At 49.8% G+C, this 17,686-nt stretch carries 14 protein-coding genes; 6 read left to right on the forward strand and 8 right to left on the reverse strand.

What is annotated here, in order from left to right; all coding sequences use genetic code 11:
* Positions 1-57: 57 nt before the first annotated feature.
* The 3 genes from NY07_RS09430 to rhlB form a co-directional block, all read right to left on the reverse strand.
* A complete protein-coding gene (locus NY07_RS09430) occupies positions 58-3,036 on the reverse strand; it encodes a TonB-dependent receptor (RefSeq protein WP_033539096.1) in 2,979 nt (992 codons plus the stop codon).
* Positions 3,037-3,323: 287 nt separating this feature from the next.
* Complete coding sequence (locus NY07_RS09435) at positions 3,324-4,259, reverse strand: Ppx/GppA phosphatase family protein (protein ID WP_033539097.1); 936 nt, start codon at positions 4,257-4,259, stop codon at positions 3,324-3,326.
* On the reverse strand, positions 4,259-5,566 hold the full coding sequence (gene rhlB, locus NY07_RS09440) for an ATP-dependent RNA helicase RhlB (protein WP_033539132.1): 1,308 nt from the start codon (positions 5,564-5,566) through the stop codon (positions 4,259-4,261). Before rhlB ends, NY07_RS09435 begins: the two co-directional genes overlap by 1 nt.
* Before the next feature lie 171 nt (positions 5,567-5,737).
* Here rhlB and trxA point away from each other — a divergent pair, with 171 nt between their 5' ends.
* A complete protein-coding gene (gene trxA / locus NY07_RS09445) occupies positions 5,738-6,064 on the forward strand; it encodes a thioredoxin TrxA (protein WP_033539098.1) in 327 nt (108 codons plus the stop codon).
* A gap of 232 nt (positions 6,065-6,296) precedes the next feature.
* Positions 6,297-7,562 carry a transcription termination factor Rho gene (rho, locus tag NY07_RS09450; protein ID WP_033539099.1) on the forward strand — a complete coding sequence of 422 codons (1,266 nt, stop codon included), beginning with the start codon at positions 6,297-6,299 and terminating at the stop codon, positions 7,560-7,562.
* Positions 7,563-7,604: 42 nt separating this feature from the next.
* Here rho and NY07_RS09455 read toward each other — a convergent pair whose 3' ends face one another.
* From NY07_RS09455 to NY07_RS09475, 5 genes are all read right to left on the reverse strand, one after another.
* A complete protein-coding gene (locus tag NY07_RS09455; protein ID WP_033539100.1) occupies positions 7,605-8,516 on the reverse strand; it encodes a LysR family transcriptional regulator in 912 nt (303 codons plus the stop codon).
* Between the two features lie 177 nt (positions 8,517-8,693).
* On the reverse strand, positions 8,694-9,425 hold the full coding sequence (locus NY07_RS09460) for a fumarate reductase iron-sulfur subunit (RefSeq protein WP_033539101.1): 732 nt from the start codon (positions 9,423-9,425) through the stop codon (positions 8,694-8,696).
* Positions 9,422-11,428, reverse strand: coding sequence for a fumarate reductase flavoprotein subunit (locus NY07_RS09465; RefSeq protein ID WP_033539102.1), 2,007 nt, complete (start codon positions 11,426-11,428; stop codon positions 9,422-9,424). Before NY07_RS09465 ends, NY07_RS09460 begins: the two co-directional genes overlap by 4 nt.
* A gap of 46 nt (positions 11,429-11,474) precedes the next feature.
* Positions 11,475-12,146 carry a fumarate reductase cytochrome b subunit gene (locus NY07_RS09470; protein ID WP_033539103.1) on the reverse strand — a complete coding sequence of 224 codons (672 nt, stop codon included), beginning with the start codon at positions 12,144-12,146 and terminating at the stop codon, positions 11,475-11,477.
* 153 nt (positions 12,147-12,299) lie between these two features.
* Positions 12,300-13,022 (reverse strand): fumarate reductase cytochrome b subunit, encoded by a 723-nt coding sequence (locus NY07_RS09475; protein ID WP_033539104.1) that lies wholly within the window; start codon positions 13,020-13,022, stop codon positions 12,300-12,302.
* 355 nt (positions 13,023-13,377) lie between these two features.
* Between NY07_RS09475 and prmA the strand changes: the two genes are divergently transcribed.
* From prmA to NY07_RS09495, 4 genes are all read left to right on the forward strand, one after another.
* Positions 13,378-14,259, forward strand: coding sequence for a 50S ribosomal protein L11 methyltransferase (gene prmA, locus NY07_RS09480; protein ID WP_033539105.1), 882 nt, complete (start codon positions 13,378-13,380; stop codon positions 14,257-14,259).
* Positions 14,260-14,410: 151 nt separating this feature from the next.
* On the forward strand, positions 14,411-15,379 hold the full coding sequence (dusB, locus tag NY07_RS09485; RefSeq protein ID WP_033539106.1) for a tRNA dihydrouridine synthase DusB: 969 nt from the start codon (positions 14,411-14,413) through the stop codon (positions 15,377-15,379).
* A gap of 17 nt (positions 15,380-15,396) precedes the next feature.
* On the forward strand, positions 15,397-15,702 hold the full coding sequence (gene fis, locus NY07_RS09490; RefSeq protein ID WP_011864135.1) for a DNA-binding transcriptional regulator Fis: 306 nt from the start codon (positions 15,397-15,399) through the stop codon (positions 15,700-15,702).
* Positions 15,703-15,992: 290 nt separating this feature from the next.
* Positions 15,993-17,519, forward strand: coding sequence for a leucyl aminopeptidase (locus tag NY07_RS09495; RefSeq protein WP_033539107.1), 1,527 nt, complete (start codon positions 15,993-15,995; stop codon positions 17,517-17,519).
* The last annotated feature ends 167 nt before the right edge of the window (positions 17,520-17,686 follow it).

A 17,686-nucleotide genomic window follows, 5' to 3' on the forward strand; every position in this document is an offset into this window, starting at 1 on the left:
TCCCGCTTCATGACATAAAAAAGGCCGCAAATGCGGCCTTTTTGCTACCCATAACGATTAGAAATCGTAACGGATTGATGCACGAACATACCTTGGGCTCTGGAAGCTATCGGCATAACCGTAGCGAATGTTCTTATCGCCACTGTCGAGTTCATACTGCTCATCCACACCGGTAATACCATCGAAGTTGAACAGGTTATACACATTCAACTTGAAGTTCAGGCGTCCCGCAGTTTCAAAGTCCATGGTGTAAGACAGGTTAAGATCTATGTTGTAGACCCAATCTGTGCGTCCCATGCTACCACGCGGTGCTGCTACGCCATCAGCATAGAAAGATGACGCGCCGTACCAGTCACGACCATAACAGGTGCCATCGATGGCAATCGCCTGCACACAATAACCTTGATCCGCTGGATGCACACCAAAGGCATTGATTGGACGGCCAGATTGCAGGTAAGAGTTAAAACCAACACTCAAGTCATCTGTGATGTGATACACACCGTAGAGCTTAAAGTTATGACGTCTGTCGTTTGGCAAATAACCTTCACCGTTATCCATCAACTCAGGGTAATCGAAAGAGGTCGTCCAACCCGGATCCGCCTGCTCGTTATCTGAACGCACCAGGCCTTCAGTGTTACCTTCACTCTTAGACCAGGTATATGAACCGTTTAGGGTAAAGTCTTCAGTCACGTTACCACTAAAGCTAAGCTCAATCGCCTTGTAGGTACGAGTCGCCTCTGGGAAGCCCATCTGATCTGCGGTTACATTAACTGTTTCTTTAACGCCGTCACCATCCACATCATAATTGATCTCAGTACCGATGCCGGGGTTAGTGAGCGTCGGGAACCAACCACCAACGAAGTAGTCTTCGGCGCGGGTCTCACCATTACCTGCATACCAAGAAGAATCATAGTTTTCCTTGATCCACTGGTTCATCCCGTAGTTAAAGGAGACATCTTCAATCGACTGCTTCAGGTCGCGATAGACACCGCGGATCCCCACGGCCCAGTCATCGTTAAGCTGCTGCTGGAAACCCAGGGCAAACTCATCCGAATACATAGACCCCGCCTTGTTGTTAAACAACTGGTCGGCATCGGGTACAGTGCCGTCGGCCACCACGCGGCGAGAGATCTCATCACCTAAGATCGGCGAACCATCGGCATTTACGCCGTTAAGATGACTCACGATATGTGAATCGTAGGCAGCAGACGCCATACGTAGGTTAGTGTTAGGCGATACAGGCTGGAAGTATCGACCATATGAGGCATACAGCTTGCTTGAGCCGTCACCCACCACATCCCATGTCACACCCAGACGCGGTGCAAATTGGCCATCTAGGTCAACATACTTCTCGCCAGAACCTGTAGTATTGCTGAACTCGCTGTAACGCACACCAAGGTTCACTGTCACCGTATCGGTTGCCATCCAGGTGTCTGACACATAGAGGGCGGTGTGTACGTTTTCAGTCTCACTCGCCTTACCCCAGATACGCAGATCCGCGTATTCTGTCCCTTCGGCTAAGCCATAGGCGTTATCGGCACCTGCGGTGTAATACTCATACCAACCGTCGCCGTTCGGTGTGTAGAAATCGGCGATCTCTAAACGCTCGTAGTCATAACCTGCACGCAGGGTATGGTCTCCGACCACCCAGTCAAGGTCGATACGATAAGTGATTCGCTTATCTTCGGTTTCAGAGGAACCATAACCCACCCAGTCACCAAGACGCTGATAGCTGCCAGAGCGGTAATCTTCATAGGTTGATTGATCCAGCGTGCCGGAGTTGTCCTTGGTCGATTGTGTGATCTCACCATACATAGCCGACAAGGTCACATCGTCACTCAGATAACCCGTGTATTGCGCGTTCCAGCCGATGCCTCCGTAGGTGCTTTCGGTCAGACCAATCGCTTCTCCGCGGCTACCATCTTCTGCGCGGCGATACTGAGTACTGGCATAATCCCCTTCGTTACTAAAAGCCATTACACCAAGGGAGTGATCTTCATGGATAAACCAATCGACCTTAGTAAACCAGCGGTTGGTATCCCACTCTTTATCACGCAGCGTGGTCTCACTATAGGCTGTCTCTTCCTCACCATAGGGATTCCACAGGCCGTAGAAAAACAACTTATCCTCAACAATCGCACCTGACGCCCAAAGGTTATATTCGGTTTCCTGCCAATAGGCATCAGATACCTTTTCTATGCTACCGTCATCTTTCATACGTGGCATAGGCTCGGCCAGAGCATCAGGGGCAATTTCGGCCTTGGCACCAAACGTCCACTCGTTGTCACCCGACTTAGACACCAAGTTGACTACACCACCGATGAATCGGCCATATTCTGCCGACACACCACCGGTTTGTACCTCAGTTTGCGCAATGGCTTCCCAAGGCAGATCGATATCGCCCATGCCCTTACGCAGATCGGTAATGTTTAAACCATTCAAGTAGTAGCCATTCTCCGCCACCGACGAACCGGCAATGGCCACGCCGCCAAAACCGTTATCACCCGCTACCGCACCTGGGGTTAAGAGGGCAATTGAGGTTGAGTCTAACTCAACTGGCAGCTGATTCAGCTCCTCGATTGAGATCACCTGAGAGTTGGTGGTGCTTGAGGTATCCACACGGCTAATACGTGCACCTGTGACCGCGATGCGTTCCACTTCACTGTTCTGTGCATCTAGCGCCACATCAAAGGTCAGGGCATTACCCACAGTCACAGCCACATGCTGCTCTTGTACCTGGTAGAAGCCATCTTTAACAATAGTGATGGTGTAATTACCAATTGGCAGGCCTTTCAATGAGAAGCTACCATTGGCGCCTGTGGTCGTCTCCTTCACTATCCCTTTGCTTTCGTGTCTGATGATCACCTTGGCATTGTTGACATCGGCGCCAACAGAACTGGTGATATGCCCTTTGATCGTACCGAAGCCATCGGCCGCCATAACTGCAGGCGTAGATAGCATTAGCACCGAGCCTACAGCGATTGCCGCTAGGGTCATTCTCGGCGCAAAACGCTTACTCGCGTTACTTCCTGACATAAGTTTTATCTCCCTTCTCTTTATTATTTTGCAGACGTCCAAGGCAATTAATTGTGGGGTTTATGGGTACAGTCCCTGAACGCAACAAAAACATAACACAGAATACATATTTTATACAATCTCCAATATACAAATGTATTTAGAGAAAGTAATCGGCAAGATAGAGAGAGAAGAATTAATATAAGCTGCTGAAAATTAATATTTTACTGGATAGCGATGGGGGGGGGTATACGGCTAAAGTAAGATCACCAAGGTTTAAACAGATGTCAGGAATTGTCGAATAAAACTTAATGCTCTGCCCGCACTCGCTGGGCAAGTTGATGTAACACACCTTCTCTTAGCGCGCCGCCAGAGAGATTTAACGACTGAATGTCGAGCAGGTTAAATAGGGCTGACAAGATGGCAAGTCCAGCGGCAAAAGTGGGAGCCCGTTCGCTATGCAGGCCGCGAATGTCGCGCATGCTGACATCGGTTTGCGCTAACACTTCTTCCCTGAGCTGACCTAGCACCTGGGGAGTAATGGTGGCTGACAAGCCACGATCATTAAGCAGTTCAACCACAGATTGTACCGTGCCTGAGGCACCGACGACACCATGCCAGCCATAATCGGTCAGTTGCTTACGATAGTCGCCCAACGCCGCTTCGACCTGGCCTTGCGCCGCATCGAAATCCAGTTGCTGAAAGGGAAAGCTGTTGAAAAACTTGTCATTAAAGGTGACACAGCCCATGGGCAGACTGGTCTTTAGCAGCACCTTACTGCCATCACCTATGATGAACTCGGTACTGGCACCGCCGATATCGATCACTAAACGTCGCCCCTCCCCCTGGGTGGTGGCAACCATCCCCTGGTAGATAAGCTCTGCTTCGCGCAGACCAGAGATGATCTCTATAGGTTGACCGAGTATAGGTAATGCAGCATCGCAAAAGGCTTTTGCGTTGCTAATACTGCGCAGGGTTGCCGTAGCGATAACGGCAATATTGTCTCGACTGACCCCTTCATGATCTAGCATCTGCGAGAACATCTGCAGACAATCCAGACCACGTTCAAACACCTCGGGGCAGAGCACGCCGTCGGCACCTATGCCTTCGGCAAGGCGCACCTTACGCTTATACTTGGCCACTACTTTTGGCTTGCCGGCATAGGTTTTCGCCACCAGCATATTGAAACTATTCGAGCCTAATGTAATGGCCGCATATAAGGAGCTGACGCCGTTGTGCTTCATTAACTGTGTCTACGCGTCCTATCATGGCGTCTTGGGCGTGCGCCCGGACGACCACCTTGGGGTTTACCGCTACCAGAGCGCCCGGCAGGACGTGGGGCATGCTTACGATGAATACGCACCGGTGGTGGAATATCATCGAGCAGCGCCTCGCTGTCGTAGTTGGTCACAGGAATGCTATGTTGAATATAACTCTCGATAGCCGGCAGGTTGAGGGCGTACTCTTCACAAGCGAAACTGATAGAGACCCCTTTTTGACCTGCACGTCCGGTACGACCGATACGGTGTACATAATCTTCGCAATCATCTGGAAGATCATAGTTGTAAACGTGCGACACATCAGAAATATGTAATCCACGCGCCGCAACATCGGTTGCCACTAAGATATCTAAATCGCCAGAGGTGAACTGCTCAAGAATGCGAATACGCTTCTTCTGTGGCACATCACCAGTAAGCAAACCAACGCGATGACCGTCACCTTCTAGATGCGCCCATAGATTTTCGCAGCTGTGCTTAGTGTTAGAGAATACAATCGCTTTTTCAGGCCAATCTTCTTCAATCAAGGTCAGCAGCAAGCGCATCTTCTCTTCCTGTGAAGGATAGAAGATCTCTTCAGTAATATTTTTCGAGGTTTTTTCGCTTGGGGCAATTTCCACTTTCTCAGGATCATTCATATGATCATAAGCCAGCTCCTGCACCTTCATCGATAAAGTTGCCGAGAACAACATGTTCAAACGCGCATTGGCATCTGGCATACGTCTGAAAAGGAAGCGAATATCTTTGATAAAGCCAAGATCGAACATGCGATCGGCCTCATCTAATACCACTGCCTGAATGGTATTGAGGTTAATGACCCCCTGGCGCACGTAATCTATGATACGTCCCGTGGTACCAATCAAGATATCAACGCCTTTATCTAACACCTTGCGCTGCACATCGTAGCTCTCGCCACCATAGACAATACCCACCTTAAGGCCGGTATGTTTTGCCAGTAAATTAGCGTCCTTGGCGATCTGAATGGCCAGTTCGCGAGTCGGCGCCATCACTATGGCTCTAGGCTGATTAGTTTGACGTCCCTCAGGGATCGGAGTGGTTAGCAGATGATTGAAAGTAGCGACCAGAAAAGCCAGAGTTTTACCTGTACCTGTCTGAGCTTGACCTGCGATATCTTTATGCTGGAGTAAAATCGGTAATGATAATGCCTGGATAGGCGTGCAATATTCAAAGCCGCTTTCGATTAGTGCCTGTTGTATCTCTGGGTGTAGAGAAAAGTCGGCAAACTTTTGATTTGTTAAATGTGTTTCGCTCATAGCGCAAGCATACCAGTTAGGGTTGCAATAAGGAACTCGATCGTTTGAAATAACGGCTAATAAAAAAAGACCGTTGAAAGCCGCGAATAACTCTTGAAAAGCGAATTTCAGACCCAATATACAGCTTAAGCCATTAACAAACCAGCAATGGCAACCTAACTGGAGAACATCATGAGCGATAAAATTATTACCTTAAGCGACGACAGCTTTGAAAACGACGTTTTAAAATCAGACCTCCCAGTCCTTGTTGATTTCTGGGCTGAATGGTGTGGCCCTTGTAAAATGATTGCGCCAATCCTAGATGACGTTGCAGACGAGTACGCAGGCAAGGTAACTATCGCTAAGCTAAACGTGGATCAAAACAACGCTTCACCGGCTAAATACGGTGTACGTGGTATCCCAACACTACTTATCTTCAAAAACGGTGAGCTAGCCGACACTAAAGTGGGCGCGCTTTCTAAGACTCAACTAAAAGAGTTCCTCGACGCACAACTATAATGCCTCGACCACTATGACATTTTTGTCATAGAAAGTGATTCTCGACACAGCTTAACCAAGTAATTGTGTCGAGGGTCGCTAAATTTCTAGACGCCTCGCTTCGATAGTGCTACTTTAATAACCAGAAACTTTCTCATTAACCACACCTCGCTATTTCGATTAATATCCAAACAACTTTAATTGCTATTAGTCTATAGATAGCTTTGTCTCGCAATATACAAGACCCACCACAATGAATTTATCAGAATTAAAAGAGAAGTCGATTTCGGACCTGGTCATCCTGGCTCAGGAAATGAAAATCGATAACATGGCCCGAGCCCGCAAACAGGACATTATTTTCGCAATCCTTAAAGCCCACGCCAAAAGCGGTGAAGATATTTTCGGTGGCGGGGTATTAGAAATCCTGCAAGACGGTTTTGGTTTCCTGCGAAGTGCAGACGGTTCTTACCTAGCGGGACCAGATGATATTTATGTTTCACCGAGTCAGATTCGCCGCTTCAACATGCGCACCGGTGATACCATTTTCGGTAAAATCCGTCCCCCTAAAGAAGGCGAGCGATATTTCGCACTACTGAAAGTCAACGAAGTTAACTTCGACAAACCCGAAAACTCCCGCAGCAAAATCCTCTTCGAAAACTTAACCCCACTTCATGCAGAAGAACGTATCCGTATGGAACGTGGTAACGGTTCAACCGAAGATATTACCGCCCGTATTCTCGACCTCTGTTCACCTATAGGTAAGGGACAGCGTGGCCTAATCGTCGCGCCACCAAAGGCCGGTAAGACCCTGCTGCTACAAAACATTGCTCAAAGCATCACCTACAACAACCCAGAAGTTGTGCTCATGGTGTTGCTAATCGACGAACGTCCTGAAGAAGTGACCGAGATGCAGCGTCTGGTGAAAGGTGAAGTTGTTGCCTCAACCTTCGACGAGCCTGCAAGCCGTCACGTACAGGTTGCCGAAATGGTGATCGAGAAGGCCAAGCGTCTGGTTGAACACAAGAAAGATGTGGTGATCCTGCTGGACTCTATTACCCGTCTGGCTCGTGCCTACAACACAGTGATCCCTTCATCTGGTAAGGTTCTTACCGGTGGTGTGGATGCTAACGCCCTACATCGTCCTAAGCGCTTCTTCGGCGCAGCACGTAACATCGAGCACGGCGGCAGCTTAACCATTATCGCCACCGCACTGGTTGATACAGGCTCTAAGATGGATGAAGTGATCTACGAAGAGTTTAAGGGTACGGGTAACCAGGAACTTCACCTGTCTCGTAAGGCCGCCGAAAAGCGTGTCTTCCCGGCCATCGACTTCAACCGCTCAGGTACACGTCGCGAAGAGAAGCTGACCACACCGGAAGAGCTACAGAAGATGTGGATCCTGCGTAAGATCCTCAACCCTATGGATGAAGTCAGCGGCATGGAATTCCTCATCGACAAACTAGCCATGACCAAGACCAATGAAGAGTTCTTTACCGCGATGAAACGCGCGAAGTCATAAAGACATATTCAGAATAAAAAAAGCCGCTTAATGCGGCTTTTTTTATAGCGCTGCCCCAAAAGTCTTGAGCCTTTGCTGACAGCGGCGCCGCAAGTCATCTCGCAGGGCCAGCACTACAGGCGTCACATGTTGCCGGCCAGGGCACACCAGATACAGGTCGGCACTCTCGCCACTATATTGTCTCATTAGCGGCACCAAGGCCCCCGCGGCCAAATCCTCAGCCAGATCCAGCGAGGACTTATAGACGATCCCCTTACCCGCCAACGCCCATTTACGTGCCACCTCGGCATCGTTACAAGTCCGGTTACCCGATACCTGCACCTTATGAGTCTCTCCATCCTTATAGAAACACCATTGATCATGGGTTCGTTCATCTAACATAAAGAACAAGCAGTTATGATGTTCCAGATCCCTAAGGCTCTCTGGGCGACCATGGGCCTTAAGATACTCAGGCGAGGCACATAAGATACGCTCTGCAGCACAGATTTTAAAGGCGACCAGGCTCGAATCTTTGGGCGTACCGCTACGCAGCGCCACATCTATCTTGTCATGATAAAAGTTAGTCAGACTGTCTGCGAGATGCAGCCTTAGCTGTAACCTGGGGTATTCATCCATCAAGCTGTCCAGCCAGGGCAAGATAAAGTTACGCCCGGCATCAGAAGGAAGCGCTATGCTAAGCTTGCCGGCGATCTGCGACTTGGCAGAAGCAAGGGCTTGCTCCCCTAACCTAAGATCCTCCAGCGCACGGCGACAATAACTAAGGTAGCGCTCACCCGCATCCGTCAGCCGCAGGCTTCGGGTGCTACGAATAAAAAGCACTGTATCTAGCTCCTTCTCCAACCGTTTCAGCCCAGCACTGGCCACCGCCGCAGAGATCTCCAACTCCACCGCTGCCGCGGTCAAACTGCCACAGTCGGCAACTCGCACAAATAACAATAGATCATTAACTTGCATCGCCACATTCCCGCCGTCTCAGGCGTTCTCTGTCTGTGTCCCCAATTAAGCATAGACTGGTCAAAAACCTTACTTTTATCAAAATATTTTTGATAAAAGTAAGTAAATGGCAATAAAAAAGCCTGCTTAGCAGGCTTTTTAACAGAGGTTGGCACAAATGGCTTAGCACTATCGTACTTATACTAGCGCGGTCGCCATCTTGCGTCTGAGATAGGCAATCTGCTGCATATGTGGCAGATCTTTAGGGCAGTTGTCCTGACAGCCCAGCAGCGTCATACAACCAAACACCCCATCCTGATTACCAATCACATGGTAGAAATCTTCTACGCTACGGGCGTCACGGCTGTCGAGCTCGAAACGGGCAATCTTCATCATACCCACAGCACCGACAAAGGTGTCGCGCATCTGCTTAGTGGCACAGGCCGACACACACACGCCACATTCGACACAGCGCTCCAACTCATAAAGTTTAGCGGCCTCTTCTGGCGCCATAGGCGCCTCGATACGATGAATATCCACCTCGTCGCTTCTCGGATGCAGCCAAAGCTTGAGACGCTCCGCCAGCTCGCGCATAAACTTACCGGTATTGACCGACAGGTCGCCGATCAGCTCGAAGCCAGGCAGGGGCATTAAAGTGATCTCACCCTTAGGATATTTACTGGTCAGCGTACGGCAGGCCAAGGTCGGATAACCATTAATCACCATGGCGCAGCTGCCGCAGATCCCGGCGCGGCAAACGAAATCGAACTGCAAAGAGGGGTCTTGCTGCTCCCGCAACATATTCAGCGCAATAAAGACTGTCATGCCCGGCGCCTCTTCCAGCTGATACTTGACCATCTTGGGCTTATCGTCTGGCACCTGAGGGTCATAACGAAAGATATTAAAAGTTAGTGTACGGCCCTGACTCATTTGCTTTCTTCTCCAAGCTGCTTGCTAGTTCCGAGCGGCTTATCATGCAAACGCTCATTCTTCTCTCTAAGGGATTCTGGTACTTCAAATGGCATCAAGGCGTGCTGACGCTCATAGCGATCGGCGTTATCACCCAGGCTACTGAGGATCTCGACGATCTCTTTTTCACGCTTCTCGGTATCGGGATGCGCAATCGCGTTATTGATGCCATAACCGCGATAGCCAGGTGGCAGCTCCATCTTCATCACATCCAGCTGCTCATAATCCAGCTTTGGCCGCGTCGCATCAACGCTTGGCCAGGAGGAGAGCGTGCGGTTAAGCCACTCTTTATCGTTACGCTGAGGATAATCCTCACGGGCATGGGCACCACGACTCTCGGTGCGGGCCTCGGCGCCACAGGCAACGGTTAACGCTACCTTCAGCATGCGCTTAACCCTAAGGGCTTCCACCAGCTCTGGATTGGCATGACGCTTCTTACACTTAAGGCCAAGGTTGCGCGAGCGAATAAGCAGCGCCTCTAACTCTTCAACCGCCTTTGTCAGCTCAGGGCCATTGCGGAAGATCCCCACATAATCCATCATAATACGCTGCATCTCACGCTTGATCTCAAATGCAGATTCAGTGCCCTGCCCCTCGACCAGGCCATCGATTTCATCACGCACCTGAGCCACGAAACGCTCAGCAAGTGAGGTATCTATCTCAAGCGTATTCTCTTCACAGAAGTCGGCCACATACTTACCAATAATCATGCCGCCAACAACTGTTTCCGCCAGCGAGTTGCCCCCCAGACGGTTAAAACCGTGCATATCCCAACAGGCCGCTTCGCCTACGCTAAACAGACCCTTTAGCTGCGGGCTCTGCCCCTTGGCATCGGTACGAATACCGCCCATAGAGTAGTGCTGGGTCGGACGCACGGGGATCCAATCTTTCGCTGGATCTATGCCTAAGAAGTTCTCGCAGATCTCTTTGACTTCACGCAGGTTAGTTTCCACGTGTTTGCGACCAAGCAGGGTAATATCCAGCCATAGGTGTGGACCATAAGGGCTATCGACCCCTTTACCTTTACGCATATGCTCAGTCATGCGGCGAGACACCACATCACGCGAGGCCAATTCCTTCTTCTCCGGCTCATAGTCTGGCATGAAACGGTGGCCATCTTTGTCTCTGAGCAAGCCGCCGTCACCACGGCAACCTTCGGTAGTCAGAATCCCCACAGGCACAATCGCCGTTGGGTGAAACTGCACCGCTTCCATATTCCCCAGTGTCGCCACGCCAGTTTCCAGCGCCAACGCCTGCCCTATTCCTTCGCAGATGATCGCGTTGGTGGAGACCTCATAAATACGGCCATAACCGCCGGTAGCAATAGTGGTCGACTTAGCAACATAGGCACGCAGTTCACCTGTGATCAAACATCTGGCCACGACTCCATGACAACGCTTGCCATCGTGGATCAGTGCCAGCGCCTCAACCCTTTCATGTACCGGGATATCGAGAGAGATCGCCTTGTTGTCGACGGCGTAGAGCAGCGAGTGGCCGGTGCCGTCTGCGGTATAACAGGTGCGCCACTTCTTGGTGCCGCCAAAATCACGGGCGTTGATCAGACCATGAGCCTCTTCTGCCTCTTCGATGGTGACCTTCTCGGCATTAACAACCACCTGACGAGGCCCCTTGGTGACACGTGTCCAGGGCACGCCCCAGTTGGCCAGCTCACGCACCGCTTTAGGGGCGCAGTGTGCAAACATGCGCGCCACTTCCTGATCACAGCCCCAGTCCGATCCCTTTACCGTATCTTGGAAATGTACGTCCTCATCATCTCCCATGCCTTTAACGGTATTCCCCAGACTGGCCTGCATGCCTCCCTGGGCCGCGGCCGAATGCGAACGCTTGGCGGGGATCAGCGATAGTACCAGGGTATCCAAGCCGCGCTCTTTCGACGCGATGGCGACCCTTAGTCCGGCCAACCCGGCACCAACGACTAGAGAATCGGTATATATCAGTTTCACACTTGCTCCTTACGAGGGATGAGAGATCACATTACTTTCAAATCGATTAACTGGCGTAGGGCAGGAAGGCCAGCAAAGAGGCCAAACCAATTACCACAAACACCACACTCACTATGGTTTTTATTTTTCTAATTCGGGCGCGGGCGTCGATGGCTCGTCTAGCCCCCCATTTAATGGCCACGCGATAGATGCCAATGGCGGCATGCAATTCGACACACAAGAGCAGAGGCAGATAGACCATCCACACCCCTTGATTCCAGATGCGATCGGCACTACCCACAGGGCCTATGGTTTCAGGCGCACTACCAATTAACCATAAATGCACAGGCAACAACAAAAAAATGCCCACACCTGTGATCGCCTGCCATACCCATAACTTGGTATCGTCATGGTGGATCACGCTCATCTGCTTTCTGAGTGCCCTTTGTTGCTGCAAGTTCAGCGGCATCTTATGTATGGCGACCAACACATGAAGCAGAGCCAATAGCGCCACTATGATGGCAATGACCGACACCACCCAGGGATAGCCATGACCGTCAGCACTTAGGAAACTCAACTCCATGGTACGGGCCACAAAAGTCATGGCATCGGCACCAAGCAGAATAGATGACACTAAAATCAGATGCGTCCATAGAAACAGGGCTAAGATGACACCGGTAACACTCTGACTCATATCGAGCCAACCGCTTACATTATTATTTTTCTTTGTCAGCGACATAGGCACTCCTGTGAATAGTGGGAAAGGGGCGTGACTTACTAAATAGACAAACGCTAGCCTTAATGTCGCTCACAAACCCAACAAAAACCGTGAGATAGATCAAAACACAATCCGATATTTTATAAATTGCTAATCTACCTAGGGCTTACACAGTTATGGCACAAATGGTGTAACTGGCAAGGTCAGTGATTGACCTATCATGATATAAGAAACCAGACTCAATATACCTAGGGTCATCAGGTAAACAATCAATACTTTAACCGCCTTTCTTAACCCCTTACGCTGACGAACGAGTCCCCATTTCACCGCTACGCGGTACAGGCCTATCATGGCGTGGATCACTACTGCTGGTAACAACAACGCATAAAGTAGCCAGGCATTAGCATGATAAACACGCTCCGCCGACAGATGCGGACCAATCTCTGGATTGGTGATCATGGTAAAAATATGCACCGGCGCCAGGAAAAACAGAATAAACCCGGTCACCAACTGCCAGAACCAGGCATGGCTGTCTTTATGTTTGATCCCCTGCATATGATTGCGCAGCGCTCGCCATTGGCCGAGTTGTGCCGGGAAGCGACGTAATGCCACCGCCGCATGCAACATCACCACCAGCATGATAAAGATGGAGAACACCTTAGTGACGATAGGCATGCCGTGACCTGTGCTACTAAACATGCCACCTTCGAGAAATTGCACTACGTGATAGAAGGTCTCTTTACCAAAGAGAATGCTCGACTCAAAATGCAAATGCGCCAATAAAAAACAACCCAGCAAAATGCCGGTGGCACTCTGTATTTTATCGGCCTTAGCTGACCAGGGACTGCCCAAAGCAGCGTAATGAGTGTGGTGATATTGCAAGCTTTTAACCTTCATGATCTTTCTGCGCCTAGTGTCGGGATCTACACCATACCAACAAGAATTGAGCTGCCTACCAATAAGCCTAAAAAGCGTGAGACAACTCACCCAGGCATAGCAAAACATTTGATACCGATCACAAACAATCACCCAAGACAAAACAAAGGTAAAACCAATTAGCCAATATTAATCAATGATTTAAACAGTTATTTCAAACAATACAATCAATACAAAAACCGTCAGATTAACCGATTGAATTTAGTCGCTAAATCCCAGTTTGTTAGTTTAAGTGCAGATTCCTCGGTCTTTGTACAATGCTTGGTTTACAATAAGGCCATTATTGAACTTATATTGACCTTAGAGAGAAGATCCCATGGCCTGGATCCAGTTAAAGATAGACACAGATAACCAACACGCCGAGCAACTCAGCGACATGCTGATGGAGCTGGGCTCACTGTCGATCACCTATGAAGATGGTAAGGACACCCCAATCTACGAGCCTAACCTAGGTGAAACCCCGTTGTGGAGCCACACAGTGATCACCGCTCTGTTTGAGGCAGATTATGATCTGGCGCCCGTGGTTGAGATGCTCAAGCTACAGCCTTATTTAGGTGCAGACTTTAGCCATAAGATAGAGCAGGTCGAAGACAAGGATTGGGAAAGAGAGTGGATGGACAACTTTCACCCTATTCAATTTGGCCGTCGCCTATGGATCTGCCCAAGCTGGCGAGAAGTCCCAGACCCACAAGCCGTCAACGTAATGTTAGACCCAGGCCTCGCCTTCGGCACCGGCACACACCCAACTACGGCGCTGTGTTTAGAATGGCTAGATGGACTCGATCTTGAAGGCAAAGAAGCGATCGATTTCGGTTGCGGTTCAGGCATTCTCGCCGTCGCTGCGCTTAAACTGGGGGCCTCAAAAGTCACCGGTATTGATATCGACTATCAGGCTATCGAAGCCTCTAAGGCTAATGCCGAACGCAACCAGGTCGCCGATAAGCTGGCACTCTATCTACCCGAAGATCAGCCAGCCGACCTCAAGGCCGAAGTATTAGTAGCCAACATACTCGCAGGTCCGCTGCGCGAACTGGCACCTCTGATTGCCGAAAAGGTACAGCCAGGTGGCTTACTGGCACTCTCGGGTCTGCTCAAGGAGCAAGCCGACGAGATCAGCCAGCATTATGCCCAGTGGTTTGACATGGACGCACCAGTTCACAAAGAGGATTGGAGCCGCTTGACAGGCACACGTAAATAGCGGTAAAAGCCAGCGGCCGCAAGGCCGCCACAGACTTCTCAGCTTACAAAAGTCAAGTAAAAAAGTTGCTCTCAGGTCATTTATTGACCTTTTCACAGGCTTGAAAAAGGCGTACTATAGCGCCCCTTTGAAGCGCAAGGTGTGATGATAAATGCAAATTGGACCCTATCAACTGAAGAATCAGCTGATCGTGGCTCCCATGGCAGGAGTCACAGACCAACCCTTCCGAAATCTCTGCCTACGCTATGGCGCCGCCTTAGCCGTATCAGAGATGCTTTCGTCTAATCCCGAGGTTTGGGATACCGACAAGAGCCGACAGCGCATGGCACACGCTGGTGAAGATGGGATTCGCTCAGTACAAATTGCAGGTGCCGACCCCGATATGATGGCCCATGCCGCCGTTGTTAACGTACAACAGGGCGCGCAGATCATCGATATCAACATGGGATGTCCTGCAAAGAAAGTGAATAAGAAGCTGGCAGGTTCAGCACTACTGCAGCAACCAGAGCAAGTAAAAGCGATTTTACAGGCTGTTGTTGCCGCTGTGGATGTGCCTGTGACCCTGAAGATTCGCACAGGTTGGGCGCCTGAACACAGAAATGGCGTTCAGATAGCCCAAATTGCACAAGATTGTGGCATTGCCTCACTCGCGGTCCATGGCCGTACGAGACAGTGCATGTACAAAGGCGAAGCCGAGTACGACACGATTCGCGCGATAAAACAGAATGTCTCTATTCCTGTTGTGGCAAATGGCGATATCTGTACCCCAGAGAAGGCACGCTTCGTGCTGGAACATACAGGTGCAGATGCCGTGATGATAGGAAGAGGTGCTCAAGGACGACCTTGGCTATTCAGAGAGATCCAACATTACTTGGAAACAGGTAAAAAGCTAGCGCCCATTGAAGTGGACGAAAAGCGTCAGGTGATGCTGGAACACCTCAAAAACTTATATGCATTGTACGGCGAGTACAAAGGGTTACGTATCGCCAGAAAGCATGTTGGATGGTATCTGGACCAAGAAGCGCAGAAACCTTTCAGAGCCGACTTCAATCGGCTGGAAACTGTTGAAGAACAACGTTCCATGTTGGAGCGTTATTTTGATGAATTAGTAAAGAATTAATAAAGAGCAGAATACGAATGTTTGATCAGACAACTCAACCAGAAGCTCATCAGCTTACCGTAGGCAAAATCGAAACCGCTAACGGCACTATCAAGCCTCAGTTACTGCGTGACGCTGTTAAGCGCGCCGTAACTAACTTTTTCGCTCAAATGGACGGCCAGGAAGCCGAAGAAGTTTACGAAATGGTGTTATGTGAAGTTGAAGCACCTCTACTAGATATCATCATGCAGCACACCCGTGGCAACCAAACTCGCGCAGCCAACATGCTAGGTATCAACCGTGGTACCCTGCGCAAGAAATTGAAAAAATATGGCATGAACTAAAACTAACGTTTTAGCATGTTGTATTAAAACGGGTTTCTCAGCAATGGGAAGCCCGTTTTGCTTTCTAGCTTCCCCCATCCCAGCGCTACCGTCCGCACATATCCTGGCACTTGGCACCTCTTCAGCTTCGGCTAATTTTCATTTTGTACACTAGCAAACCTTGTGATGCATGCTAGGGATATTTAGCTCACTTGTTACAAGGCAGGCGACAAGTTATCCCACCCAAGGCATATGAAAATCACTCGCAATAATTACTAAAAAAATGAAACACCTCCCACATAGAGACAATTATGCTAACTAAAAAAACTCTTTTACCGTCTGTACTATGCCTTAGCCTACTCAATATTGGGGCTGCAAATGCTGAAACCTTTCAGTTTATCGACCATCAGCCTGAAACAGTCGACACCTTAGTCGCTTTTCAAGCGGGTGAACACACCTCCCCTCAACTCGCACAGCTTAATGATCTGTCTAAGCAACAGATTGCCAATGCATTAGCACTGCAAGGTTTTACCGGCGAGGCAAAACAACTCGTTGAAATTTTATCGCCACACGGTATTAAGGCTAAACGCTTACTTGTGGTTGGTGTTGGTGAAGCAAAGCAGCCTAGTGACATCAATAAACTCGGCGCAGAGATCACCGCTCACTTGCGCAGCACTGATAATGAGAATATCCACCTACTGACAACAGGCATAAGCAATGGCATGAGCAACGCCAATTTCGCCGCCGAGCTGGCTCACGGAATTAACCTACGAGCTTATCAGTTCGATAAATATCTCACCGAGAAAAAGCCTGCCGAAAAGCATTACACGGTAAGCGTTGCCAACCCTAGCGCAGCGACTGATAGATACCAGCAACTCGCCGCCATTGAAAAAGGGGTGTTTCTAGCACGTGACCTCACCTCTGAGGTGCCAAGTGCTATGACGCCAGTCGATTTTGCCAACGCTGCAAAAGAACTCAAAAAATTAGGGGTCAAGATCACCATCTTAGATGCCAAGCAAATTGAAAAATTAGGCATGGGTGCACTCCATGCAGTTGGTCGAGGCTCACAAGCGGGATCGCGCTTAGTCATTGCCCATTGGCAGGGTAATAGCGATGCGCCTATCGCATTAGTCGGCAAAGGCATCACCTTCGATTCTGGCGGCTACAACATCAAAGCGACCGGCGACTCCATATCTCGCATGAAATCTGACATGGCAGGCGCAGCAGCGGTACTCGGCACGATTAAGGCGATGGCGCTGCAAAAAGCGAAAGCCAATGTGGTCGGCGTGATGCCTATGGCGGCAAACATGGTTTCAGATACCGCTTTTGCCCCGGGTGATGTACTGATGACGGCTGAAGGACTCAGTGTAGAAGTGCTCAACACAGATGCCGAAGGACGACTCATCCTTGCGGACGGCATGTGGTACGCGCGAAAACACTACCAACCTAAAGTGATGGTAGATATTGCCACCTTAACAGGCTCAAAAGTAAGGGCATTAGGGAAACGTTATACCGCGGTATTTAGTGACGATGACACTTTAGTCGATGAGTTAACCTTCTCAGGAAGCGCCGTTGATGAAAAGCTATGGCGATTGCCTTTGGCCTATGAAGATCTGTTAAAGAGCCCGATTGCCGATCTCAAAAATGCGGGCTATGGCGGCCCCGACGCGACCACTGCGGCTGTGTTCTTAAAACAATTTAGCGGCGAGACCAAATGGGCACACCTTGATATTGCGGGTAGCGCACTCGCAGCCAAAGATGAAGGCATTACGCCCGCTGGCGGCACCGGCCATGGCGTGCGTCTATTAAGCCACTGGATCATGAGTCAATCTCAGTAAGCTTTAGCCATAACGTTAACCCTTACTAAGACTCATAGAAAAGCCCTACATTGTAGGGCTTTTCTTTATCAAGCTTTAAGCTAGCATTTTCAGTGCCTAACCTCTAGCATCGCTCACTTGCCTATGACGAGTGTGCTTACTCTCACTGCGCTGGTGCCCCATGCGAT

The sequence above is a fragment of the Shewanella sp. ECSMB14101 genome, assembly GCF_000773485.1.
Taxonomy (GTDB): Bacteria; Pseudomonadota; Gammaproteobacteria; order Enterobacterales; family Shewanellaceae; genus Shewanella; species Shewanella marisflavi.

What these genes read in the sequence shown, in the direction of transcription:
- NY07_RS09430 (WP_033539096.1), bottom strand. Translation starts at nt 3,036, where the DNA reads ATGTCAGGAAGTAACGCGAGTAAGCGTTTTGCGCCGAGAATGACCCTA.
- NY07_RS09435 (WP_033539097.1), bottom strand. Translation starts at nt 4,259, where the DNA reads ATGAAGCACAACGGCGTCAGCTCCTTATATGCGGCCATTACATTAGGC.
- rhlB (WP_033539132.1), bottom strand. Translation starts at nt 5,566, where the DNA reads ATGAGCGAAACACATTTAACAAATCAAAAGTTTGCCGACTTTTCTCTA.
- trxA (WP_033539098.1), top strand. Translation starts at nt 5,738, where the DNA reads ATGAGCGATAAAATTATTACCTTAAGCGACGACAGCTTTGAAAACGAC.
- rho (WP_033539099.1), top strand. Translation starts at nt 6,297, where the DNA reads ATGAATTTATCAGAATTAAAAGAGAAGTCGATTTCGGACCTGGTCATC.
- NY07_RS09455 (WP_033539100.1), bottom strand. Translation starts at nt 8,516, where the DNA reads ATGCAAGTTAATGATCTATTGTTATTTGTGCGAGTTGCCGACTGTGGC.
- NY07_RS09460 (WP_033539101.1), bottom strand. Translation starts at nt 9,425, where the DNA reads ATGAGTCAGGGCCGTACACTAACTTTTAATATCTTTCGTTATGACCCT.
- NY07_RS09470 (WP_033539103.1), bottom strand. Translation starts at nt 12,146, where the DNA reads ATGTCGCTGACAAAGAAAAATAATAATGTAAGCGGTTGGCTCGATATG.
- NY07_RS09475 (WP_033539104.1), bottom strand. Translation starts at nt 13,022, where the DNA reads ATGAAGGTTAAAAGCTTGCAATATCACCACACTCATTACGCTGCTTTG.
- prmA (WP_033539105.1), top strand. Translation starts at nt 13,378, where the DNA reads ATGGCCTGGATCCAGTTAAAGATAGACACAGATAACCAACACGCCGAG.
- dusB (WP_033539106.1), top strand. Translation starts at nt 14,411, where the DNA reads ATGCAAATTGGACCCTATCAACTGAAGAATCAGCTGATCGTGGCTCCC.
- fis (WP_011864135.1), top strand. Translation starts at nt 15,397, where the DNA reads ATGTTTGATCAGACAACTCAACCAGAAGCTCATCAGCTTACCGTAGGC.
- NY07_RS09495 (WP_033539107.1), top strand. Translation starts at nt 15,993, where the DNA reads ATGCTAACTAAAAAAACTCTTTTACCGTCTGTACTATGCCTTAGCCTA.